This is a genomic window from Calothrix sp. NIES-3974 (assembly GCF_002368395.1).
Taxonomy (GTDB): domain Bacteria; phylum Cyanobacteriota; class Cyanobacteriia; order Cyanobacteriales; family Nostocaceae; genus NIES-3974.
On record NZ_AP018254.1, the window covers coordinates 2,422,166 to 2,444,716 of the forward strand.

A 22,551-nucleotide genomic window follows, 5' to 3' on the forward strand; every position below is an offset into this window, starting at 1 on the left:
GAGGATACAAGGTAATACGATTTTGGATTTGGGATTTTGGATTACTCTGTTCTCAATGTCAGCTTTCTCCGTAATGGGTGTAGGCTGTAATGCTCCCTTGATACAGAGGGAGTCGGAAAGACCACTTTCATGCGTTCTGGTTTACGCGAGGTATAGGAATCCAACTTGAATGTTGTTCGGTATGACGAAAAATAAAACTTTTTCCCACAAGCTTCGGGGTTTCCGAAATCAAATATGATTTCTGATAGTGGAACTGATACCGTTTTATATCGATTCTCTTGTACTTTGCAATAAATGAAACTAGAATAATCAACGGTTACAGCCCCTGATATGTAGCAAGCATTGGCGTAAACGATATTACTTTGTTTTACTTTGGAGTTGATACCTGATGGGGAGCTTTCGGTAGCAGGGGAAGAAAATATGTCAAAATTTGAGTGAAATGGTGTGAGAAAAAAAGTTGCCAGAAAAACTACTCAAATGTATACATAGCTAGACTTTGACATCGTTTTAAATAGTTTCTTGCTATATTTGAGTTTCAAGTATTTTTGAGTCTGTAGTGTATTCTCCTTATCCTGTATGGCTTTAAGGCTTATTTCTCAAAAATGTTTCAGTTCCGGACACTCAATTTATTGATTAGTTTTACTTATGCCGTTGTCTGCAAAAATTTGTTCACCCTTGCCTTGACAGCTTTTTTCTCAATTATTTCGGCTATATTCGCAATATTAATGACTCTATTCTCAACTTTTTCACGGAATAATCGGACTGATAAGCACTGGGTTGACACGCTTGAATTTTTTCTGGTATGCTTGGATATAATCCAGAGGAGTATAGCGTTATTCTTTTCAAGATTTACATAGATTACTCCATGCCATGTGTAATTAGAGCTTGCTGAAAAAGTGGAGAGAATTTATTTCAGCGCATACGAACTATAAGAGGGTGTTTATAAAATAAATATTAAGCGGATGAACACCTGCGATTACGAACTAATCTACGCAACATCAGATGCGTCATAGCAGCATATATCATGGTTTCACTTGTTTGGGGATAGTATTCGTAGTCTTTACTCAGACGGCGATAGCGACCTAACCATGCAAACGTACGTTCGACAACCCAACGTCGAGGCAAAATTTTGAATCCAGAAGTGTCATCGGAACGTTTGAATATTTTAATCGCACAACCGATAAAGTGTCTGACCCAATCCACAAGTTTTCCTGCATATCCAGCATCTGCCCAAATTAAACGTAATTTTGGGAAGGAATAGAAGATTCTGTCGAGTACTAGCTTTGCCCCATCACGGTCTTGAAGCGAGGCCGCATGTACAACTACCATTAAAATAAAACCCATCGTATCTACGAGGATATGACGTCTAAGACCATTAATATTTTTCCGGCATCATAACCGTCAATTCCTCCTTTTTCAGTTGTTTTAACGCTTTGGGGATCTATAATTCCTGCGGATGGCTGTGCGTCTCGTCCGTCAAGTTCTCTTAACTGCGATCGCAAAGCAGAATGAACATTCTGCCAAATTCCTTTACGTTGCCAACGTTGAAAGTATGAGTACACTGTTTGCCATGCTGGCAAATCGTGAGGCAACCCGAATGCCAAGAACAACCTGCACGCAAAATGTAAAATATGCCATTCACCACTTCCCGCATATCAACTTCACGTTTTTTCCAGGTTTGCGCTTAGGTTCTGCTGAAATCATGGATTTTATTAAATCCCATTCTGCATCAGAAACATCTGTAGGATCAGGTTTTCGACTCATGGCACCCAGTAAAAATGCTACTTGTTTATTAAGTAGAGTAAATGTTCTGGGAAATAATTGCGGTGTCCTTTATTTTTTTTATAAACACCCTATAAGAGAATTGAGCAATGACTAGTTTGTCATAGGTTTTCGGTTTTGAAGAGTTTCAGGTAATAATGAATTTCCCAAATATGGAATTTTCCAAAATCATTCCCTGTAGAGACGACCCATCGGGTTGTCTCTACTCCTATTCCCCACCCTCACGAAAAGACTTTTTCCGCAGATCCTAATTAAAAATCCCAAATCTAAAATCTAAAATCCTAAATCTGGTTCTTCCTCACTGACTAGTACGGGTGTTTGATGGAGGGGGATGGTGAAAGTCACCGTAGATCCTAGTCCCTCACCCAGACTGTAAAAATTAACTTCTCCTCCCATTGCTTCCACTAATTTTTGGGATATGGCCAATCCTAAACCTGTTCCTCCGTATTGACGGGTACGGGAACCATCGATTTGGGAAAAGGATTGGAATAGTTTATCTTGTTGATCAAGGGAAACACCGATTCCCGTATCGGCAACCCGGATTCTCACCATATCCCCAGATTCACGGTTGGCAAAAATATTTTTATTACGAATTACGTCCGCATTGACCGTAATTCCCCCTTCATGGGTAAATTTGATGGCATTCCCCACCAGGTTGATCATCACCTGTTTCAGACGCAAATAATCGCCGTAGACGATGATTTCGTCGGGGGTATCGGGTAGGTGCATTTGAAAGCTGAGATTTTTTTGTTCCGCTTGTAAGCGCATGGCATTACCAACATCGGTAAATAATTCGGCCAAATTTACCGAATCCATCACCATATCGGTTTTACCCGCTTCGATTCTGGCAAAATCCAAAATATCCTGAATAATATCAAACAGATGTAGGGATAACTTGTGAGCTTCGTGTAAATATTCCTCTTCTTCCTCTCGACCATCCGCCATCCCGTCCAAAATCAGCTTTAAAAACCCCATAATTCCATTTAAGGGAGTACGAATTTCATGGGAAACATTGGCAAGAAATTCGCTTTTACGTTGCGTTGCTTCCTCCGCTTCTTGACGAGCTTGAACTAACTCCCGATATAAAGTTGCATGGGCGATCGCGGTTCCTAATTGATCACCCACATCCTTGGCTAATTCTAACTCCACCGCAGTCAAAGGGTAACACTCATTACAAATTGATACCGCAATTAACCCATTTACTTCATCCTGGTGACTGGTGGGAAATACAAGTAATTTGTGCGATCGCCAGTGTTCTCCTTGAGGTTGTTCAATCACCACGGGAGCAAGGGTGTTGATGGCTTCCTCCAAACCTGGTTCTTTAGTAATATCCACATCAACGGTCAAAATTGACTCCATGTGGGGTTGGTGATATTCTGCCTGGGGACGCAAAATCTGATCGCCTTTGGTATAGGGATAAATCACGCAGCGCTGTAGTTGTAACCCTTCTCCCAACTGATCAACGCTTTGCTGCCAAATTACATCTAGATCCAAAGTCCGACGAATATTGCGAGTAATCCGATTAACTATCTTTTGGTGTTGTTGCGATCGCAGTGCTAATTCCAATTGAGTCGGTACTGCTGCTACTAACCGTAAATCCCGTTGGTAAGGCTGAGACTGTAATAACCTCCCCATCACCAACACCGTTTTGCCTACTTCCCCCACCGGTGGTATTACCGGACTCATTACCAAATCCAACTCAAAGGAATGCTGCTGATAACGAAACCAAACCTGACAACGCTCCGGTACTAAGGTCGTTAAAATCCTTTGCAAACGTTGCCGATAAACATTCCCATCCACCGGCTTAAAGGTATCATCCTCCAAACCAAAACCAACCACATTCTCCAAACTAAAGCCAAATTTTTCACTACCTTGCCAAGTATAGGTCAGATATCGTCCCTCCCCATCCTGAACAAACACTAATTCCGAACCTAATTTATCCCCTAACTGGTTGGTACTCTGATCACTATCAGTACGACCTGTCCCTTTTACGTCTGATTGAAACTGTTGTGAGTATAAATGCTGTCGGCGAGAATTAGCTGTAATGCGCATGGCTAAACTTTTTATAGAGAATTTATAACCAGAAATTTGGACGGTAGCTGCTTAAAGTTTGGCATAAAATTTTACATCTGAAAAACTGGGAAATTTTGTTTTCTTGGTTATACAGTCATCACGCACTTGTTTTTTAACTTTTCTTAATTAATCTTAACCTAATCGGCAAGCGGGGGAAACCATTTGATTGATTAGCCCCCGTATGTATACTGTCCTAATCATTCCATTCGCCACGGGGGGGTACAGAGCGTCGAACGGGGGTACGAGTTAATTCATCGTCACGGGTGGTTTCACCCCTTAACCACTGACGGATTGCCACCTCAATTACCTTGCTAGGGTCGTTAGTCAGATGTTGGATTTGCTCGAGCAATTCCGAATCCAAGCGGATTGCAATCTCAACTTTCTCAGCTAGTCGTTGTGGTACTTCGTTTGTTTTGTCTTGCATATGCATAGTTTTGAATGGGATAGATGTTTTCAGGTTTTCTTTTCAGGATTACCGAACATAGGTGTTGATTCCGGAACCGAAAAAATCAACAAGTGATATTTTTAGCGAAATTGTCCCCTGGGGTTGAAAATGGAAACACCACCAGCACATAATTATCTGACCAAATTATCTGACCAAAGTATACCCGTCGTTGTCTCCTTTCGATGCGACACGAAAAATTAGTTGCTATGATGTCGGAAATTTCTGTAATTTTGACACAATCGTCTCCCCTTAACCGTATTCTTTTGTGGTGACAATCACAATGACTGGTATTCCGTGGGAAGGGTAAAAATAATCGCTCAACAAAACCATTAGCAGTTTGCAGGAGGGGAAATAGCACCTGTATCCGACTGAAGTCCGAAAAAATGAGACATTTGTGGGAACCATGTTTATTGTACGCCTCTAGCACGTATTTGTGCTTTAACGCTTTATACTAAAGCTTTTTCCGGGCTAGAACTACACTCCCTCTACATACAGCGAAGTCAATCGTCACCAGTCAACCCTCAACAAACCAAAACGGTATAACCGCTATGGCAAATTTGAGATATTCTGGTCAAATCTTCATCAAAATCACAAAATCACCACCTGAAACAGGCACTGATATATTCCCACACAAAACAAGGGCGAGAAAACCTCTATAATCGACTTGACGATTGACAACAAAATTGTTGCCAACATTAAAGATATCAGCTTTGCTGGCACATTTACCCAAGATGTAACGTCTAATGGGCCTATGTGAAATCATAAATTATGTAAAGTTTTAATTACACGGCTTTACTTTTGGCGCGAGTTGAGAATTTCAATATACAGGTTTAGGAGCTGAGAAAATGCGACGTTTACTTGCTGCTGTTGTGATGAGTGGTTGTTTATTGTCTGCTGTTCCCGCAGTTAGCCTTGCGGAAGGTTTTACCCTGTGGAGCGGTGTCGATCGCAAAAATCAACTAAGCTACCGTACAGATTTTGGAGCGCAGGCCAATAATTGGGATCGTTACTATTTGCGGGTTGATGGTAAGCGTTTACAAACGGCGGTTGCTGAATTTATTATTTCCACCCCTGATTATTTTAATGGTAAATTCGACCCCAGAAGCATGGAAGTGAAAGTGCGGGGTAGAAAAGTTCCCCTAGCAAACACGGAATGGGATAAGGAAAGTCGGGTTGTACGAATCACATTACAAGAACCCATCCCTGCTGGTACAAGTGCCGAAATTATTCTTTCCAATGTTAAAAATCCGGCAACAGGGATGTATAATTTGAATTGTCTTACCCAAGCACCGGGAGATATTCCCCTTCCTCGCTACATCGGTACTTGGATTATGAGTATTAATTAGGGGAGAATAGGGAATCGGGAGTTGGGAATGGGGAGTAGCCCACATGTACTGCTAACACCACAACCTGCACACTGACGTATTTCCCGTTTGATTTGTTGACGGTTAACCCTCAAGTAGAGACGACCCGGTGGGTCGTCTCTACTTGATTTACCCGGTGGGTCGTCTCTTCCTAATTTACAACCAGATTTCATCCAACAAGTCCTCCATGTCATTGGAAAACAACCAAATCATTTAAACAAATTATTCCTACTTCCTACTCCCTCTTCCCTACTCACCCGATAAAAACTTAATTCCCCAGACCCTATGATGAGCCAATGGTGCATCAAAAATTAAATTCCGGGTGATAATATGATAGATTGTGGCATTCAGATAAATTAGCGAAGAGGATTGAGCAGATGCAAAGGACATTAAGAGGAACTTGTCGTAAACGCAAAAGAACATCTGGATTTCGTGCAAGGATGCGGACACCAGATGGTCGGAACGTGATTAAAGCACGTCGTCGTCGGGGACGCTATCGTTTGAGTGTGTAGATCGACGCAAACAGCAACTCACTATTGTAATTAGATTGTGGCTTTGCCAAAACGACATCGACTTAAATCTCGTCAAGATTTTCAGGCAGTTTTCCGGGAAGGAATTCGTCGTCAAGGTGATTACCTGACCTTAAGGGCTTTACCACCGTTGTCGCGTACCATGTCTTCTCAGGATTCTGCCAATTTGCGTTTGTGCGAATTGCCCGCTACCCAAGTAGGAATTTCTGTGAGTACAAAGGTAAGTAAGCGTGCGGTGGTGCGTAACCAGATTAAACGGCAAATTACGACATTTTTGTGGGATTTATTGCCGAAAATGGCTCCAGGATGGCGGTTAGTATTAATTGTGAAACCGACAGTGGTAGAACAAGGGTGCGTAAGACAACAATTTCTGCAAGAATTAAAGCAGTTATTGACGCAAGCCGAGGTATTAAATGGGTATTCGTGAAGAAGTTTATTTTGAGGGTGGTCCCCATATCGGAGATTTAATTTTAAATGTTCTGATTGGGTTTACGGTTTTAGGTATTCCCCTGACCATTGGAGCGATTGTTCGAGCTTTGTGGCTACGGTTTCGGATTACGAATCGACGGGTTTCGGTGATTGGTGGATGGATGGGTCGCGATCGCAGTGATGTGATTTACTCAGAAATCGTCAAAATAGTCAAGGTTCCCCGTGGATTAGGATTATGGGGGGATATGGTGATTACTTTACGCAATGGTTCCCGTTTAGAGTTACGGGCTATACCTAAGTTTCGGGAAGTCTACGATTATATTAACGAGCGGGTAATGGACAAAAATCCCGATTATGTGCCAGCAACAAAAAAATAACCGGGAGATTCGGTTGTGAGGCGATTGGCAAACACAAACTGGATGATTCCCGATTATTTAGATGATTTAATTATTTAGGCTGTGTGCGGCGATCCGTAGTCAAACCTAATCCCCCACAGTTCCCAATTTCGATAAATTAGACAAGAAACAGTTTACATACAGGTTGAATTCAGAATAATGGATTTCGGTATCGGGTTTCTCTCGAATAATGTCATGTTGCCAATCATAGACTTGTTCTATAGCATAATTCCCAGCTATGGATTGGCAATTGTGGCATTAACTTTAATTATCCGTGCAGCACTCTATCCCCTTAGTGCTGGACAGATTCGGAATATGCGACGAATGCGCATCGTCCAACCACTGATGCAAAAGCGGATGCAGGAGGTGAAGGAAAGATTTAAAGACGATCCGCAAAAGCAACAGGAAGAAATGATGAAGGTACAGCAGGAGTTTGGTAATCCCCTGTCTGGTTGTTTACCTTTACTGTTGCAAATGCCTGTTTTATTGGCCCTATTTGCGACGTTGCGAGGTTCGCCGTTTGCTGGAGCCAACTATACTGTCAATTTACAAATTTTGCCTGCCGAGCAAATTGAGCGAATTCAACCTCAAGCTTTTGCTACTGCACCCCAAAATATTTATGTAGCCGATGGGGAGCATTTAAAGGTATTGGCAATTATCCCTGGTGGGAATAAACTCGCAGTGGGTGATCATACCAAAATTGAGTATCAAACTGATACAGGTAGACCATTTACAGCGGTGATGGCAGAACACCCGGATGTGAAACTGACCCCTGAGTGGAAGGTGATTAAGGGGCAAGAACGGGTTAAAATCGATGCAGAGGGTAATGTGGAGGCATTACAACCTGGAGATGTGACCATTCAGGGGACAATTCCTGGGTTGGCTGCGGATACGGGATTTTTGTTTATTACTGCTTTAGGTCACGTCGGTGCAATTGACCCTGATGGTACTATCCACTGGGATATTGTGGCAATGGTGGCATTCTTTGGGGTGAGTTTGTATGTTAGCCAAGTATTATCTGGGCAAAACTCAACTAATGCCAATCCCCAGCAGGATACGGTGAATAAGATTACCCCAGTAATTTTTTCGGGAATGTTTTTGTTCTTTCCCCTACCTGCGGGAGTGTTGATGTATATGGTTATTGGTAATATTTTCCAGACCTTACAAACCTATATTTTGTCTCGCGAACCCCTACCGGAAGAACTACAAAAAATTGTTGATTCCCAAGCCAAACAGGAACAAACAGAACAAAAATCCCTACCTTTTGAACCGAAAAGTTCTAAGAAAAAAGCCGCAGGTTAATTATGGCCAATAGTCAAATAGAACGGGGACAGGAATGGCTGGGTAAGCTGTTAAAATTGGCTGGGGTTTCTGCTGCTGTCACAGGTAAAAAGGTAATTGATACTTTAGAAGATGGTGAATCTTTTTGGCTGACCATTGATGAGCGGGATTTAACTCCCGAACAGATTCAAGAGTTGATTGGTGCAAATGGTGCAGTTTTAGATGCATTGCAATATTTAGCCAACTCCACCCTCAATCTGAATCAACCTCCAGAACAACAGGGTTCCTATACAATTGAATTGGATGGCTATCGACTCAAACGTCAAACAGAAATCCGGGCGATCGCACAATCAGCAATGGAACAGGTACGTACCACGGGACAACGGGTGGAAATCAAATCTCTGAGTTCCTCGGAACGTCGATTAGTTCACCAGTTCTTAAAGGAATATCCTGATTTAGAAACCTTCAGCCAAGGAAAGGAGCCAAACCGTCAATTAATTGTCCGCATTGCGTCGGAATCTGTCGGTGAGTCTGACTATTAGTCCTGGTTTTTCGGAACCTTGCAAGCAAGAAACCCCACACTAACCCAGTGGGTCTAGTGGTGGGATGTACTTGCCTATTTATTTCCTTCTCTCCCCATTGAAACAAATGGAACCGATTTTTATTCCCAACCTCGCTCAAGCACCCCAGAAAAGCGAGGAAGTAGAAGTAAAAGCATTTTTAGCTGACTTAGAGACTTTGACCCCCGTTCGGGGTAAAGTTCGGGTAGAACATCACGGGAACTTTCTCCAGGTTTCTTGTCATGTGGAAACAATTATTACCTGTACCTGCGATCGCTGTCTTCAGCAGTACAATCATCGTTTAGTCACCAATGCTTCAGAAATAATTTGGTTGCAGGAACCCGAAGCGGAAAACGATGAGTTTAATATTGAGCGGGAAGTAGCAATGGAAGATTTAGTTGAAAGTGTTTCCCCTCAAGGTTATTTTGATGTCCAGGAGTGGTTGTATCAACAGTTGTGTTTAGAAATTCCCCAACGTCAATTATGTAACCTGAGTTGTCCGGGTATTCAACCACAAGGTCAAGGGGAAACGGAAACTCCTGTGGATAGTCGTTGGGCTTCTTTACAAGCCTTAAAGAATAAATTATCCAATTAAATTGGCGCTAAGTTGCAGTTGACTGTGAAGACTGAGAAGACTTCAATGCGAACGGCAAAAACAGCGATACGGTTTTAACCGTCCAGCTTTGCTTCTGGCTCAAATCCAAATTTCTCCCACATCCCCTAAAACCTGCTTCTTCCTTGGGAGTGGGGAGTAGATAGAAAATTAAACTGTTACTCAAGGCTAATCGTTAACTCACGAAAAATACAGGTTCGGAGCGTTTGCATTTTTACCAACTCCCTAGCTTTAACAACCCTTCCCCATAGTTTTCGCAGAAGACTTAAGCCTACGCAGTATAATCCAAAATCCACCTTAGGGTATTACCGAGTGCTTCCATGACCTCCCAATCCCCCATTCCCCATCAATTCATCACATCTCAATATGATTTAATACTTCGTCGGGGAAAATTAATTCTATTTGATATCGGAGAGAGTGAACCTTTAGATATTGGCATTAAAGATGGCATCATAACGGCAATTTCTCCAAATCTCAGCGAATCTGCACATCAGGAACTGGATTTAGCTGGTAAACTCATTTCTCCACCTTTCATTGAGTCACACATCCACCTCGATTCGGTACTGACAGCAGGTGAACCGCGTTGGAATCAAAGCGGAACCCTATTTGAGGGAATCGAAATTTGGCGCGATCGCAAACTGACTTTAAATCTGGATGATGTGAAAAATCGGGCTTTGAGGATGTTGCAGGAACAGGCAAAGCAAGGTATATTGTTTGTCCGTACCCATGCGGATGTGAGTGCAGCTGGATTAATTGCCCTGCAAGCATTATTAGAAGTACGCGATCGCGTCAGAGATTGGATATCTGTCCAGGTGGTAGCATTTCCCCAAGATGGTATTTATTCCCATCCAGATAATCTTAACTTGTTAGAACAGGCTTTAGAAATGGGTGCAGATGTGGTGGGAGGAATTCCCCATTACGAATTAACACGGGAAGATGGGGTGAATTCAGTTAAACATATCTTTGCACTGGCACAAAAGTACCACCGTTTGATTGATATTCACTGTGATGAAATTGACGATGACCAGTCGCGATTTTTAGAAGTTGTGGTTGCAGAAGCAATTAAAACAGGGATGGGAAATAAAGTTACTGCTAGCCACACAACAGCCTTCGCTTCCTATAATAATGCCTACGCCTACAAATTAATGGGTTTTCTCAAACGTACCCAAATCAACTTTATTGCCAACCCCTTGATTAATATTACCCTCCAAGGACGAACAGACACCTATCCCAAACGTCGCGGAGTCACCCGTGTTAAAGAACTATGGCAAAATGGTATCAACGTCAGTTTCGGTCACGATTGCGTACAAGACCCCTGGTACAGCCTGGGAACAGGTAATATGTTAGATGTAGCCCATATGGGAGTACATGTCTGTCAAATGACCGGACGGGATGAAGTGAATGCATGTTATGAAATGGTGACACGCAATGCAGCCAAAACCCTAGACATGGAAGATAAATACGGGATCGAAGTCGGAAAACCAGCATCATTAATTGTATTAGCAGCACGCGATCGCTATGATGCAATCCGTACTCGTATTCAACCCAGTTACGTTATCTCCCAAGGAAAAATCATCGCTGCAACCACACCAGCAGAAACTAAATGGTATGGGGAAGATTATGGATTTTAAATTTTATATGTTAGGAGACAGAAGACAGAAGGTGAAAACTGCGAATTATTTATCTTTTCAGCATTACTGAATAACACGTGAGTTCGATGAGTTATAAAGCCTGAAACTCTTGTCCAGTATCATTCGTAGAAAATAGAAGTTTCTAAAAACCTTCAAGTATGATGTTGAGAATAAAATCATTAAACCTCAGTCAGTTATTGAGTTTGTTCTCAACTATATGGATGAGGTTACTTTAAACCTTAACTTTCAAAATCATTGATTCACAGTGATTGTAGCGTTTATAATCCGTCGAATTCACGTTAATAACTTTACCGTCCAGTAATATAATCATTGTAAAATATATAAATAAACCTTTGCGCCTTACCGTCTTTGCGTAAACAAATAAAACAGAATAATTCTTCTCCTACTCCCTAATCTACCAAACACCACTTAAATCCAAAACAAAACCCGGTAAAACATTTTCCCCACTCAAGCTCGTAGGATTATCCAATTCCTCCACCGCAGAATCAGACCGGTAAATATAAACTTTGCGCTGAACCCGGTCAATCAACCAACCCAATTTCGTTCCATTTTTTATATACTCCTCCATCTTCGCTTTCAATTCCTTTAAACTATCAGATTCTGACCGCAATTCAACCACAAATTCCGGACAAATAGGAGCGAACTTTTTACGTTTTTCCAGAGGAATTGCTTCCCAATCAGTTTTTTTAATCCAAGCAGCATCGGGAGAACGCACCGCACCAGATGGTAAAGTAAAACCACCACTAGAACCAAATCCCACACCCGTCCCATCCTGCTTCGTCCATAGCCATAATTGTCCAATTAAATCAAAATTACGTTCATCGGTTTCAGATCCAGTCGGGGACATAATCACAATTTCTCCTGTTTCTTGACGTTCAATGCGAAAATCCCGATTCAGTTGACAAAAATCAAACAACTGCTCATCCGTCATCGTAATCACAGGATGAAACTTCAAAACTATCGCAGCTTTTTCCGTTACTGTCGGTAATTGTGCAGTCATAAAACCTCCTGTTTTCAACATCAACCAGGTTTAAGCAAGTCGGCAAAAATAAATCGTAGATGCGCAGCGTCTTCCTTTGAAAGTGCGATGAACAGCTTGGGTAAATTTACCTCAAACTAGTACAGACGTAACATTTTACCTCTCCCTACTCCCTAATTACAGAAACTGTAAGCAAATTCAAAACCACCCCTCAGTTTCCAAGGTTTCAATCATTTGTAATCCCCGTGTATCTCCCACCGCAAGCAACGCAGATTTAGCATCTTCCCGCACCCCTAAATCAGGGTCTTCTGCAAAAGCTTGAATTAATGCGTCAATAGCCGTCGCATACACAACATTCGAGGGTAATTCCCGACACAACTGTCCAATTGACCAAGCACAATTACTACGCACGGGAGCTACAGGGTCTTGTACAAGTGCTGAAATTAACGGCGGAATTGCGCCAATTACTGACTCGTAACCCACATTCCCCATTTGTGCGAGGGCGCTAGCCGCCCATAATCTAACGGCGGCAATATCGGTTTTGAGTGCATCCGCCAAAGGTTCTAAACAACGCTTGTCGCGACAATTACCAAGTGCCCAAACAATCCCTTTGCGAACATAGCCATTCCAATCCAGATTTAACTGTTTAATTAAAGGTTCCACCGCATCAACACTTGGATTACGACCAATTCCATAGGCTGCACTCACCCGCACCAAAGGACAAGTATCCGTAAGCAGATTAATTAAATCCGGGATAGCACGAGCATCCTCCAGGTCACAAAATGCCCTTGCAGCCAACATACGCTGCTGTGGTTCAGGATGATGTAGCAGAGGTAACATTTCCTCCGGATTTGGCTTGGGCTTTTCCAATTCTTCCTCTAGGGGAGGCATTTTGTCCAGAGGACTGCTAAGTTCCGTATCTGCATCAATCAGTAAATTTAAATCATCTTCATCATACATATCTAAATCCCAACGAGGGATGGATGTTTACATACCCCCGATACTAACTTGTTGTTGTCAACGTTTATTATTAACTTCCCAATTATATACAGTTGGGGTGTGGTTTAGATTATTTGTCGCAGGAAAATAGGGTTAGCGGGAACAGGGAATAGGGATATAGAGTTTTGTGTCGGGTTATTTGAGTACAGAGTGAGTGGAAAATGCGGAGGATTTGTAAAACCTTACATGTAGACATGTAGGGTTGTTGACTATTCAAATCGGATTCCTATACAATTAGGCATGGATAAGTAATGAAATCAGACTACTATAAAAAGCCCATAATCTATGTATTTCAATTGTTTTACAGAATTTATCACAAGTAACTTTTACCAAGCTCAAACAGACTGGTATTGCTACTGCACAATTACCTGTATGTCAGCTAATCAAGTAGTTTGTTATATGCAAGGGTACTTAAGTTATGGTTCTGGTGATGATGGTAATGTACCCGTATCCTGTGAAGGCTCGCTTAAGGTTTATTATAGCGATTATCAGTTCAATATTGGTACTTTCAGTGAATTGGAGAAAGATTCCTATTCATTGACAAAATTTTATATCGAACCATTATTTTGTTTACAAAAACAAGGAGAAACTGAATTAATTGCCTGTTTAAATTGGACTGCATCACAGCAAATAAATCATGAAGTTTTCTATGGAGATGGTTGGAACTGTTCTGAGAAAAAAGATATTAACCAAATTCAAATTATTGGATATCGCTCTGGTATTTTATACGGATTTGGTCAGCTAAAAGCATTGAATACTGATAATTCGGAGTATGAGGTAATGTACCTGATCAGCATAGGAAAACCGCAACCTTTAAATCGAGAGATATATCAACAACAAAGACGACCTCGATTCGGAAATAATAATCCGGAAAAAATGGAATTTGAGTTTTGGAAATACATGATCAAAACAGGGGACTCTCCTTATGCTGCTAGGGTTAAATTTAGGGAAACAGAGAATACATGGTTCAATGATGCACCCATGTGGAATTTTCAACGCTTTGGAGTCTCTCGCATCAACTTATATGATTTTCAATCTGATGACAGAATCATTTTTATTGGTGGAGAACACGAAGATTACTATGACCCGGATTTTTACATTTACAATGATGTAATTGAGGTGTTTCCAGATGGGGAAATTAATATTTATGGTTATCCTCGAGAATTATTTCCACCCACAGATTTTCACTCAGCAACCTTAATTGATCAATGCCACATTTGTATAATCGGTTGCTTAGGTTATCCAGAAGATCGAAAATACGGTTACACTCCCGTTTATCTTCTCAATTACGAAACTTTTAATATTGAACCGGTCGAAACCACAGGAGAAAACCCTGGATGGATTTATGACCACAAAGCAGAATTATTAGCGAAGAAAAACTGTATCAAAGTAGAAAAAGGGAAAATTCTCGAATTAGAAGTAGACAAAGAAGTTAGTCGCGATAACACAGATGTATATTACTTAAATCTGTTAACCTGGGAATGGTCTCGCGGTACAATGGAATATCATAAAAAAACGAATGCCTAAAATTAACGAGTAGGCACAATTTAATCATAAACGAATAATTGAAAATTTCTTGATGAGAAATTCAAAAATTAACATCAAGTTGAGAAGACATAACTCCCTACTCCCTACTCCCTACTCACCTATATTGAAATAAATCCGATGAAAGCAATTGAAGTCACTGGTAGCATTGATGCTCAGGGTAATTTAATTTTAGACCAACCCCTCGACACTGATATACACCCTACCCGTGTTCGGGTGATTGTCCTATTTAACGAAAAAAGCCAAGAAGAACAAGAACTGGAAGATGACCCAGATGATACCCCTGTCCCAAAAATAAAAGCCAGTTTGAAAAGAGCATGGGAACAAGCTAAAGCAGGACAACGTATACCCCTATCTGAAATGTGGGATGGTATAGATGTCGAATAATTCTCCACTTGTATCGATTGATTTAACCCCTGAATATAAGAAAGATTTACGCGACCTTTCTAAAAGATACCACAATATTCGCCTGGATACCCAAGAAACTCTGGAGCAAATATCTGGAGCAAATACAAGCTGGGAACTTCATTGGTAGCAGAATTGCTGGACTCGGGGAGGAGTACTTTGTTTACAAAGTCCGTGTCCGTAACTCTAATATCCAGAAGGGGAAAAGTGGTGGTTATCGGTTAATTTATCAAGTCGAATCACCAACTAGTGTTTTACTTTTAACCATCTACTCCAAATCTGACCGGGAAGATATAACTAGCAATGAAATTTGCGATATTATCGTTGGTTCTGATACTGAGTAGTCCAAATGTACTAGCTAGTACAGGTTGGCTGAAATAAACCGAGTATTAAGTTAGTCACAACTTTTATCTAGTGACTATGCTCTGCGTGGTCACTCAGTCAGCGAGGGCTACTGCCTTCATTCACGAGGTAGGAGCTTTGTAGATTCCGCATCTACGCAGAGCATGGGTACGAGGGAAAAGTTAGGCGTATTTACGCCGCGTGGTACTAGTTCGGGTTGGCGGAAATATCCAGACGATTTATCTGGTGACTATGCTCTGCGTGGTCACCCAGTAAATGAGGGCTACCGCTTTCGTTTACGAGGCTGGAGCCTCGCAGATTCTGCTCCCACGCGGAGCATGGGAGCTAGGGAAATGGTAGGCGTATTTCCGCCGACTTGTACTAGATTCACATCTTACACCATGTAGGAGTTGAGAACAAATTTAACTCAGTGTCAAAAATGGGATAAAAGCTTTGCCATGCAAGGCTAATAAAATTTGCAAATCAGTCTCCTATCTTATTTGGACGCAACTAAACAAGAAAATAGCTCATTTGCACTCCCCACTCCCTATCTTTAAGCGAGGAGCTAAACAGCTTTTTTCCACACCCCTGGTAAAAACGATTAAAAATAAGTTAAATTTAATTAAGATTATTGCTGATCTCATAACTATATTGTAGGGCTAGTTCTGGCGTTGCAATGGTTAATGATAAGCGTCAAGTTAAACAAAACGCATTTATAAACGTAAATTTGACTGCTTCCTAGGGAGAACATAATTACGGATGATGTAAAGTTTTGTAAACTGAAGATGAGTATGGAGGGGTAGTTAACCCAGAATTCTGGGCTTCCTAACGTCCATATCTCGTCGGGGGTAAGGCTTTCACCTTCCGTCATTTGTGGTTTATCGTTAAGTAGGGTTCGGCAGATTTGTTGTATTGGTACCGAGAGGCAAATTAAGATGAAATTCTCCTGGAGAGTCCTTGTACTCTGGACATTGCCTGCATTGGTAATTGGTTTTTTCTTTTGGCAAGGAGCGTTTGCCACGGCTCCTGCGGATATGGGCAAAAATGCTGCTAGTACCCGCATGACCTTTGGTCGCTTTTTGGAATACCTGGATGCAGGACGGGTCAAGCAAGTTGATTTTTATGAAGGTGGACGGACGGCGATTGTGGAAGCTGTCGATCCCGCTTTAGACGACCGTTTGCAGCGTGTCCGGGTGGATTTACCCGCGAGTGCGCCGGAATTAATTACCAAGTTGAAAGATAAGGGTGTTAATTTTGATGCTCACCCAGCTCGTAATGATGGGGCTATTTGGGGATTACTGGGTAATTTAATTTTTCCGGTGTTGTTGATTACCGGATTGTTCTTTTTATTCCGTCGTTCTAGCAATTTACCAGGTGGTCCAGGACAGGCGATGAACTTTGGTAAATCTCGCGCTCGTTTCCAAATGGAAGCAAAAACGGGTGTAAAATTTGACGACGTGGCGGGAATTGAGGAAGCCAAGGAAGAACTCCAAGAAGTAGTGACTTTCTTGAAGCAACCGGAACGGTTTACAGCTGTAGGTGCGCGGATTCCCAAGGGAGTTTTATTGGTCGGACCTCCGGGGACTGGTAAGACATTATTAGCAAAAGCGATCGCAGGGGAAGCGGGTGTACCGTTTTTCAGTATCTCTGGGTCGGAATTTGTGGAAATGTTCGTGGGTGTTGGTGCTTCCCGTGTCCGCGATTTGTTTAAAAAAGCTAAGGATAATGCTCCCTGTATCATTTTTATCGATGAGATTGACGCGGTAGGTCGTCAACGGGGTGCGGGTATCGGTGGTGGTAACGATGAGCGGGAACAGACCCTGAACCAGTTGTTGACGGAAATGGATGGGTTTGAAGGCAATACGGGAATTATTATTATTGCTGCGACCAACCGTCCTGATGTTTTAGATGCAGCTTTATTGCGTCCGGGTCGGTTCGACCGTCAGGTGATTGTGGATGCACCGGATATTAAGGGAAGATTGGAAATTCTTTCCGTCCATGCTCGTAACAAGAAACTGGATCCGAGTGTGTCCCTAGAAGCGATCGCACGACGTACTCCTGGGTTTACCGGTGCAGATTTAGCCAATTTGCTCAACGAAGCAGCAATTTTAACTGCACGTCGTCGCAAAGAAGCGATTACCCTCTTAGAAATTGACGATGCAGTCGATCGGGTTGTTGCGGGGATGGAGGGAACACCTCTGATTGATGGTAAGAGTAAGCGGTTAATTGCTTACCACGAAGTTGGTCATGCTTTGGTTGGGACTTTACTCAAAGACCACGACCCGGTACAAAAAGTTACTTTGGTTCCACGGGGACAAGCCCAGGGTTTAACCTGGTTTACACCGAGTGAAGACCAAGGATTAATTACCCGCGCGCAACTCAGAGCAAGAATTGCTGGTGCTTTGGGTGGACGAGCAGCAGAGGAAGTGATTTTCGGTCGAGAGGAAGTCACTACGGGTGCTGGAAATGACTTGCAACAGGTCAGTAGTATGGCTCGACAAATGGTGACTAGATTTGGGATGTCCGATTTAGGTCCGGTATCTTTGGAAAGTCAGACTGGGGAGGTATTTTTAGGACGGGATTGGATGAACCGTTCTGATTATTCTGAAGCGATCGCATCGCGAATTGATACCCAGGTGCGTCAAATTGTCGAGGATTGCTACGAAACAGCGAAGAAAATTATTCGGGAACACCGAACAGTTGCGGATCGCTTGGTTGATTTATTGATTGAAAAAGAAACAATTGACGGTGACGAATTCCGACGCATTGTTTCTGAGTACGCTGAGGTTCCAGATAAACAACAGTTCGTACCCCAACTGTAAAGTCACTTCATAGTCATTAGTAGTAATTAATTGATTTTTCAACCACTATGTTTCCCCGACAAGGAACATGGTGGTTTTTATTATCAATTCTGAATGTGTTGCAAATATTTTGGGTATCGGTGTAAAAAAAATTGGGGTATATTATCCTTAGAAATTTTTGTTGCCCATTCCATCGCTTCTTCTGTTTTTCGCAATCTTTTAGCAAAGCTCTTACAAATTCATCATCCCACTATTCACCTAATTATCGGTACACTAGTCGGTATTTATATCCCCATTTACTTGGATCAATGGTGTCGCAAGATAGGATTTCCCTACCTATTTACATTACGCGATTTTACATTACGCGATCGCCGAGCTTCTGCATCGGTAATTAGTTGATATTCATCGCTTTCACTCATCATCCGCTTTGGAGGACGCTGTTGCGGACAGTTCCTCCGATTCAGAGTCAACGGATTAACCAATCATTGATCAATTAATGGTTGCATTCATCGAAAATGATAATCTATCTATGGTTGCAATTCCCCTTCAAAAGCACTCAAAATAAGTAGGGTTTGCGGAAAAATTCTTTTTGTAAGGGTAGGGAGCAGGGAGAGACGCGACATATCGCGTCTATACAGGGAATAGTTTTAACCCTAGGGATTCCACTTTTTACAAGACCCAAAAAATTACAAATGCCAGGTTTTTCAGCCGAATAACCTATCTGGAAAGCACTTTTGGCGACTAAAACCCCCTTAATTCCTTACAAAACATAGAGATGCGATATATCGCGTCTTTACTATTTTTCAGCAAGCCCTAAGTAAGTCGGTTTAAGTCATTATCACTTGTTTATAGTTGTGCTACTCTAGGTAGCTTGCTTTCCACTTTGCGGATGGACACTCTTACTATAGCGCTCCTTGTGCAACTACTAGTCAAATAAGGAAACCCAACTGCTTTAATTATGCGTACTCGCTCTAGAACTTTTTTGGGCGTAGTACAATTCGAGGCTAGAGTTGTAGAAATCAAATTCTAATAACCTACTCGTGATTAATCCAGGTTACGCACTCATAACGTAGAGATGTACTGCACTGGTAGTGTAATGTGCGCTCGATCTACTACGCTTCTGGTGCAATCAAATCAATAAATTCATACTCCGTAGGTGCGTAATTCCTGGACAAAACCTATTCTTCCTCATCCCATGCTTCCACCGACAGCAACTCGCTGATGGGGTCTTGCATAGAAAATCCAAATTCTAACAATTCTTGTTTCCAAAATTGCCAATCATCTCCAAATAGCAATGCTATCTTCCAAATACTATCGGTTGGTTGGATAATTTTAGAGTCTACAAGCGATTGCACATTCCTTTGCAACTTCACCATTGGGTGAATTACTTGTTGAGCCATAACCTCAATATAATTTGATTTGTGTTCGTAAATACTTAGTGCAAAACTGCTTCCCCTTTAAGACATTTGACCTGACATGGAGTGTCTGACTTTTGGCAAAAATGCAGCTGCTTACATTAAATATATCAGATCAAGCTTCCTTGGAGGACAAATTCTTTCGGGTTTGTACGGTCATCCCTACCAATACCAGCGATTTTGTCTGTCAGCCAGATTTTCTCAGACAGAATTTATGTTCACCCTATTCCCGGTTTTCCTGGCTAGACCATCCACTGGAGCTTTTTATCATTATCTGGAGGTGCATTTTAATTATCATAGTACTCTCGACCATGATTGATGCAAAACTATAGATAATTAATCAAAAGCCTGCGTAGGATGCATATTACTTGCAGTTTATTGCTATCTAGCATATCGCAAACTTTTCCGATTGCAACATTTTCCCAGTAAAATTAATAAAAATTTAAGATTTGCGAGAAAAGTGGATCACAGAGTCAATGCGAGTTCTGATTTTAGGGGGTACAACGGAAGCGGTGGAGTTAGGGGAACTGGTCAGTCAACTTGACCAGGTAGAGGTGTTTGTATCCTTAGCAGGAAGGACAAAAAACCCGAAAATTAGCAATTTAAATACCCGCATTGGTGGGTTTGGGGGAATTGGGGGACTGAGGAATTATTTACAGCAGATGCAGATCGAAGCAGTAATTGATGCAACCCATCCCTTTGCAGCTCAGATATCGACTCATGTAGCGATCGCAGCACAACAATGTCACATACCCCATTTAATCCTTGTGCGACCAGCTTGGGAAAAACAACCAGGAGATAATTGGATTGAGGTGGAAAGCATAGAGCAAGCAGCAGAAATCCTGGGAAATGTTGGTCAGCGAGTCTTTTTAACAATTGGGAGACAGGAAATTAGCACCTTTGCTGGGTTAGAGAAAATTTGGTTTTTGATGCGAATGATTGACCCACCAACGGGTGGGGAGATTCCAAGGGGAGAAATTATTTTGGACAGAGGACCTTTTACTTGGGAACGCGATCGCGATTTACTTTTGACCCATGATATCGATCACATTGTGAGTAAGAACAGTGGTGGAGACGCAACCTACGGAAAAATCATCGCTGCAAGGGAGTTAAATATTCCCGTCATCATGGTGAAACGTCCACCAGTTCCCGAATCCGTTCAAGTTGCAACGGTAGGAAGTGCGGTTAATTGGTTAATTGATTTGATAAGTCAAAGGTAATATTGTGCAATTGAATCTACCCTCAGACATAATTGGCAAGCTGCAAACTTCCGACATCCGTCTCTTGAAGAAAACCCCACATAGATGAGAACCTATACGTATAAGCATTTTCTATGTTTAACATCAGACTTAAGTAGCACAGATGTAAGCGATCGCACTCTTTGTTAAACTTAGGGCTGATGATAATTTCAAAATTTCTTGGATCGGCAGAACTTTTATATTAATAATTTGACTGCCATTTTTGAGGTAAATTTTAGATAAGATTTTCAGCCAAGTCCCCAGCAAAAATGACTTGTCTTGAAAAGGAAAAACCCACAATGCTCAATCAATTAACCGTTGGACAGGTTGAACGTGAAATCACCAATCAAGTACGCTCCTTTTACGCATCCGGATTAGGAATTCGTTGTGGACAAATAATTTGCCATTTTTTTGACACAAAGTTAGTGATTACAATCGAAAAAGTGCTTTCTCCCCTAGAAAAGTTTTTCCTGAGTCAAGGGGAGACACTATTTGCTGAGGAAACACGTCTTCGACTCGATCGGATGATTAAATCAGCAATTAAAGACATGATTGAAGATATATTGGGTCAGACCGTCATCGATGTCATCATTTCCAGCACCTTGACAATAGAAGTCACATCAATTACGGTCATCCTCCAAGAAATTCCTGCTGTCAGGAATCCAGAAGCAATTCCTAAATTTAGAATTCAGGAAAATTGACTGTCACCGTGAATATACCGCAGTCCGAGCGGAATTCGTGAAATCTTACATGTAGGGTTGTTGACGGTTAACAGTCACCAGTCATCAGTCAACAGCACACTATTTTTCACTACTTAAGTCGGATTGCTATAGGAATCATATGTGATTTGATTGAAGACGGTCAATAGGCTCAAACTGTATATTTGTAGTTATTCACTACTCCCGACTCCCTACTTCCCACTCCCAAAATAAAGATACAAAAGCAACTTTTCAAACAACCCCCAACAATTTGTAAATAATTTCTGCTAAATCGTCCCAAATAAATGGCTTCCTCACGATTGCATCAACCCCCATTTGCAGCTGAGGTGATGTTCCCAAAAGAGATGATTCCGGTACAAACAAAATAATTGGTATATCTTTAGTACGGTAATCATTTTTGAGGATATTAATCACCGTCATCGCACTTAAATCAGATAGCAGATAATCCAAAATAATTAAATCAGGGGGAGATGATTGGGCTGAAATCAACAAAAGTAAACCCTTGGAAAAATACAGGCATTCAAAACCCAAATTTTTTAATTTTGACGAAATAAAATTTAAGTTATCTACATCATTATCCGCAATAATTATATGTTTTTTTGTCCCCATGCCAAAAACAAGCCTCATTTTCCTTCTTTTCCCAAAATACGAGGCTTTGTTTTAGCGGTGGACAACGGCTGAAAAACATAAGGCTCTAGAGAAATACATTATAGTCACTACCTATAACTATATCATCAAGCGAGTAGCATTGTATTTGCTGTATATATTCTTTACCATCCCACATGTAAATGATTCAAGCAAGTACAGCAACACTTGCATAGTGAATTTTTAGGGTATAATTATTAAAGCTTTTAATAGTATATATACTTAAACAAAATAGGAGACTGGCATTGGAACCGGGAAAAAATATTTGCGTCCATTAAAGAATAAAAAATAATGCCAGAATAATTGTCAGGATGAGGTGAAGTCGATTTTTCGGAAAAA

The 22,551-nt window shown here is 41.4% G+C and carries 23 protein-coding genes and 1 pseudogene; 16 read left to right on the plus strand and 8 right to left on the minus strand.

Translation table 11 applies throughout. The features are described 5' to 3' along the window. Positions 1-954: 954 nt before the first annotated feature. From CDC37_RS09515 to CDC37_RS09525, 3 genes and pseudogenes are all read right to left on the minus strand, one after another. Positions 955-1,764 (minus strand): annotated as a pseudogene (locus CDC37_RS09515) (IS5 family transposase). 291 nt (positions 1,765-2,055) lie between these two features. Next, complete coding sequence (locus CDC37_RS09520; RefSeq protein WP_096621543.1) at positions 2,056-3,834, minus strand: ATP-binding protein; 1,779 nt, start codon at positions 3,832-3,834, stop codon at positions 2,056-2,058. 214 nt (positions 3,835-4,048) lie between these two features. Continuing rightward, entirely contained in the window at positions 4,049-4,285 is a 237-nt protein-coding gene (locus tag CDC37_RS09525; RefSeq protein WP_096621544.1) for a hypothetical protein, read from the minus strand. 860 nt (positions 4,286-5,145) lie between these two features. Here CDC37_RS09525 and CDC37_RS09535 point away from each other — a divergent pair. Further along, positions 5,146-5,646 (plus strand): DUF2808 domain-containing protein, encoded by a 501-nt coding sequence (locus tag CDC37_RS09535; RefSeq protein WP_096621546.1) that lies wholly within the window; start codon positions 5,146-5,148, stop codon positions 5,644-5,646. On the opposite strand, the gene CDC37_RS24175 is transcribed toward CDC37_RS09535, so the two are convergent. Further along, positions 5,643-5,858, minus strand: coding sequence for a hypothetical protein (locus CDC37_RS24175; RefSeq protein WP_231943352.1), 216 nt, complete (start codon positions 5,856-5,858; stop codon positions 5,643-5,645). The two genes, CDC37_RS09535 and CDC37_RS24175, sit on opposite strands and share 4 nt — an antisense overlap. Positions 5,859-6,041: 183 nt before the next feature. Here CDC37_RS24175 and rpmH point away from each other — a divergent pair, with 183 nt between their 5' ends. From rpmH to codA, 7 genes are all read left to right on the plus strand, one after another. Then, on the plus strand, positions 6,042-6,176 hold the full coding sequence (gene rpmH, locus CDC37_RS09540) for a 50S ribosomal protein L34 (RefSeq protein ID WP_096621547.1): 135 nt from the start codon (positions 6,042-6,044) through the stop codon (positions 6,174-6,176). A 37-nt stretch (positions 6,177-6,213) separates the two neighbouring features. Beyond that, complete coding sequence (gene rnpA / locus CDC37_RS09545; RefSeq protein ID WP_096621548.1) at positions 6,214-6,621, plus strand: ribonuclease P protein component; 408 nt, start codon at positions 6,214-6,216, stop codon at positions 6,619-6,621. After that, the gene (locus CDC37_RS09550; RefSeq protein WP_096621549.1) at positions 6,608-7,000 is read left to right on the plus strand and encodes a PH domain-containing protein; all 393 of its coding nucleotides are present in this window, start codon (positions 6,608-6,610) and stop codon (positions 6,998-7,000) included. The genes rnpA and CDC37_RS09550 overlap by 14 nt, the downstream gene beginning before the upstream one ends. 177 nt (positions 7,001-7,177) lie before the next feature. Next, a complete protein-coding gene (gene yidC, locus CDC37_RS09555) occupies positions 7,178-8,320 on the plus strand; it encodes a membrane protein insertase YidC (protein ID WP_096621550.1) in 1,143 nt (380 codons plus the stop codon). Between the two features lie 2 nt (positions 8,321-8,322). Beyond that, entirely contained in the window at positions 8,323-8,841 is a 519-nt protein-coding gene (locus CDC37_RS09560) for a Jag family protein (protein ID WP_172892771.1), read from the plus strand. A gap of 106 nt (positions 8,842-8,947) precedes the next feature. Beyond that, a complete protein-coding gene (locus tag CDC37_RS09565; RefSeq protein ID WP_096626055.1) occupies positions 8,948-9,454 on the plus strand; it encodes a YceD family protein in 507 nt (168 codons plus the stop codon). 338 nt (positions 9,455-9,792) lie between these two features. Further along, positions 9,793-11,103 carry a cytosine deaminase gene (codA, locus tag CDC37_RS09570; RefSeq protein WP_096621552.1) on the plus strand — a complete coding sequence of 437 codons (1,311 nt, stop codon included), beginning with the start codon at positions 9,793-9,795 and terminating at the stop codon, positions 11,101-11,103. Between the two features lie 415 nt (positions 11,104-11,518). Here the strand turns inward: codA and CDC37_RS09575 are convergent, their stop codons facing one another. Together CDC37_RS09575 and CDC37_RS09580 are read right to left on the minus strand one after the other, a co-directional pair. Beyond that, positions 11,519-12,124: a Uma2 family endonuclease gene (locus tag CDC37_RS09575; RefSeq protein WP_096621553.1), complete on the minus strand. Its 606-nt coding sequence runs from the start codon at positions 12,122-12,124 to the stop codon at positions 11,519-11,521. 177 nt (positions 12,125-12,301) lie between these two features. Then, the gene (locus CDC37_RS09580) at positions 12,302-13,063 is read right to left on the minus strand and encodes a HEAT repeat domain-containing protein (RefSeq protein ID WP_096621554.1); all 762 of its coding nucleotides are present in this window, start codon (positions 13,061-13,063) and stop codon (positions 12,302-12,304) included. Between the two features lie 411 nt (positions 13,064-13,474). Between CDC37_RS09580 and CDC37_RS09585 the strand changes: the two genes are divergently transcribed. From CDC37_RS09585 to CDC37_RS09605, 5 genes are all read left to right on the plus strand, one after another. After that, positions 13,475-14,629, plus strand: coding sequence for a hypothetical protein (locus CDC37_RS09585; protein ID WP_157780702.1), 1,155 nt, complete (start codon positions 13,475-13,477; stop codon positions 14,627-14,629). 138 nt (positions 14,630-14,767) lie between these two features. Beyond that, positions 14,768-15,034, plus strand: a complete 267-nt coding sequence (locus tag CDC37_RS09590; RefSeq protein ID WP_096621557.1) for a type II toxin-antitoxin system RelN family antitoxin — start codon at positions 14,768-14,770, stop codon at positions 15,032-15,034. Further along, entirely contained in the window at positions 15,024-15,182 is a 159-nt protein-coding gene (locus CDC37_RS25660) for a hypothetical protein (protein WP_330220840.1), read from the plus strand. Before CDC37_RS09590 ends, CDC37_RS25660 begins: the two co-directional genes overlap by 11 nt. A 1,147-nt stretch (positions 15,183-16,329) precedes the next feature. Beyond that, complete coding sequence (gene ftsH2 / locus CDC37_RS09600; protein WP_096621558.1) at positions 16,330-18,216, plus strand: ATP-dependent zinc metalloprotease FtsH2; 1,887 nt, start codon at positions 16,330-16,332, stop codon at positions 18,214-18,216. A 93-nt stretch (positions 18,217-18,309) separates the two neighbouring features. Next, complete coding sequence (locus tag CDC37_RS09605) at positions 18,310-18,594, plus strand: hypothetical protein (protein ID WP_096621560.1); 285 nt, start codon at positions 18,310-18,312, stop codon at positions 18,592-18,594. Between the two features lie 779 nt (positions 18,595-19,373). Here the strand turns inward: CDC37_RS09605 and CDC37_RS09610 are convergent. After that, positions 19,374-19,595 (minus strand): DUF4327 family protein, encoded by a 222-nt coding sequence (locus tag CDC37_RS09610; RefSeq protein ID WP_096621562.1) that lies wholly within the window; start codon positions 19,593-19,595, stop codon positions 19,374-19,376. A 76-nt stretch (positions 19,596-19,671) separates the two neighbouring features. On the opposite strand from CDC37_RS09610, the gene CDC37_RS25200 reads away from it, so the two are divergent. From CDC37_RS25200 to CDC37_RS09620, 3 genes are all read left to right on the plus strand, one after another. Beyond that, the gene (locus CDC37_RS25200; RefSeq protein WP_157780703.1) at positions 19,672-19,929 is read left to right on the plus strand and encodes a hypothetical protein; all 258 of its coding nucleotides are present in this window, start codon (positions 19,672-19,674) and stop codon (positions 19,927-19,929) included. 157 nt (positions 19,930-20,086) lie between these two features. Then, on the plus strand, positions 20,087-20,830 hold the full coding sequence (locus CDC37_RS09615; RefSeq protein WP_096621563.1) for a cobalt-precorrin-6A reductase: 744 nt from the start codon (positions 20,087-20,089) through the stop codon (positions 20,828-20,830). 317 nt (positions 20,831-21,147) lie between these two features. Beyond that, positions 21,148-21,549 carry a Na-translocating system protein MpsC family protein gene (locus CDC37_RS09620; protein WP_231943354.1) on the plus strand — a complete coding sequence of 134 codons (402 nt, stop codon included), beginning with the start codon at positions 21,148-21,150 and terminating at the stop codon, positions 21,547-21,549. Between the two features lie 249 nt (positions 21,550-21,798). Here the strand turns inward: CDC37_RS09620 and CDC37_RS09625 are convergent, their stop codons facing one another. After that, complete coding sequence (locus tag CDC37_RS09625) at positions 21,799-22,194, minus strand: response regulator (protein WP_096621566.1); 396 nt, start codon at positions 22,192-22,194, stop codon at positions 21,799-21,801. Positions 22,195-22,551 lie beyond the last annotated feature (357 nt).

What these genes read in the sequence shown, in the direction of transcription:
- CDC37_RS09520 (WP_096621543.1), bottom strand. Translation starts at nt 3,834, where the DNA reads ATGCGCATTACAGCTAATTCTCGCCGACAGCATTTATACTCACAACAG.
- CDC37_RS09525 (WP_096621544.1), bottom strand. Translation starts at nt 4,285, where the DNA reads ATGCATATGCAAGACAAAACAAACGAAGTACCACAACGACTAGCTGAG.
- CDC37_RS09535 (WP_096621546.1), top strand. Translation starts at nt 5,146, where the DNA reads ATGCGACGTTTACTTGCTGCTGTTGTGATGAGTGGTTGTTTATTGTCT.
- CDC37_RS24175 (WP_231943352.1), bottom strand. Translation starts at nt 5,858, where the DNA reads ATGACATGGAGGACTTGTTGGATGAAATCTGGTTGTAAATTAGGAAGA.
- rpmH (WP_096621547.1), top strand. Translation starts at nt 6,042, where the DNA reads ATGCAAAGGACATTAAGAGGAACTTGTCGTAAACGCAAAAGAACATCT.
- CDC37_RS09550 (WP_096621549.1), top strand. Translation starts at nt 6,608, where the DNA reads ATGGGTATTCGTGAAGAAGTTTATTTTGAGGGTGGTCCCCATATCGGA.
- yidC (WP_096621550.1), top strand. Translation starts at nt 7,178, where the DNA reads ATGGATTTCGGTATCGGGTTTCTCTCGAATAATGTCATGTTGCCAATC.
- CDC37_RS09560 (WP_172892771.1), top strand. Translation starts at nt 8,323, where the DNA reads ATGGCCAATAGTCAAATAGAACGGGGACAGGAATGGCTGGGTAAGCTG.
- CDC37_RS09565 (WP_096626055.1), top strand. Translation starts at nt 8,948, where the DNA reads ATGGAACCGATTTTTATTCCCAACCTCGCTCAAGCACCCCAGAAAAGC.
- codA (WP_096621552.1), top strand. Translation starts at nt 9,793, where the DNA reads ATGACCTCCCAATCCCCCATTCCCCATCAATTCATCACATCTCAATAT.
- CDC37_RS09575 (WP_096621553.1), bottom strand. Translation starts at nt 12,124, where the DNA reads ATGACTGCACAATTACCGACAGTAACGGAAAAAGCTGCGATAGTTTTG.
- CDC37_RS09580 (WP_096621554.1), bottom strand. Translation starts at nt 13,063, where the DNA reads ATGTATGATGAAGATGATTTAAATTTACTGATTGATGCAGATACGGAA.
- CDC37_RS09585 (WP_157780702.1), top strand. Translation starts at nt 13,475, where the DNA reads ATGTCAGCTAATCAAGTAGTTTGTTATATGCAAGGGTACTTAAGTTAT.
- CDC37_RS09590 (WP_096621557.1), top strand. Translation starts at nt 14,768, where the DNA reads ATGAAAGCAATTGAAGTCACTGGTAGCATTGATGCTCAGGGTAATTTA.
- CDC37_RS25660 (WP_330220840.1), top strand. Translation starts at nt 15,024, where the DNA reads ATGTCGAATAATTCTCCACTTGTATCGATTGATTTAACCCCTGAATAT.
- ftsH2 (WP_096621558.1), top strand. Translation starts at nt 16,330, where the DNA reads ATGAAATTCTCCTGGAGAGTCCTTGTACTCTGGACATTGCCTGCATTG.
- CDC37_RS09605 (WP_096621560.1), top strand. Translation starts at nt 18,310, where the DNA reads ATGTGTTGCAAATATTTTGGGTATCGGTGTAAAAAAAATTGGGGTATA.
- CDC37_RS09610 (WP_096621562.1), bottom strand. Translation starts at nt 19,595, where the DNA reads ATGGCTCAACAAGTAATTCACCCAATGGTGAAGTTGCAAAGGAATGTG.
- CDC37_RS25200 (WP_157780703.1), top strand. Translation starts at nt 19,672, where the DNA reads ATGGAGTGTCTGACTTTTGGCAAAAATGCAGCTGCTTACATTAAATAT.
- CDC37_RS09615 (WP_096621563.1), top strand. Translation starts at nt 20,087, where the DNA reads ATGCGAGTTCTGATTTTAGGGGGTACAACGGAAGCGGTGGAGTTAGGG.
- CDC37_RS09620 (WP_231943354.1), top strand. Translation starts at nt 21,148, where the DNA reads ATGCTCAATCAATTAACCGTTGGACAGGTTGAACGTGAAATCACCAAT.
- CDC37_RS09625 (WP_096621566.1), bottom strand. Translation starts at nt 22,194, where the DNA reads ATGAGGCTTGTTTTTGGCATGGGGACAAAAAAACATATAATTATTGCG.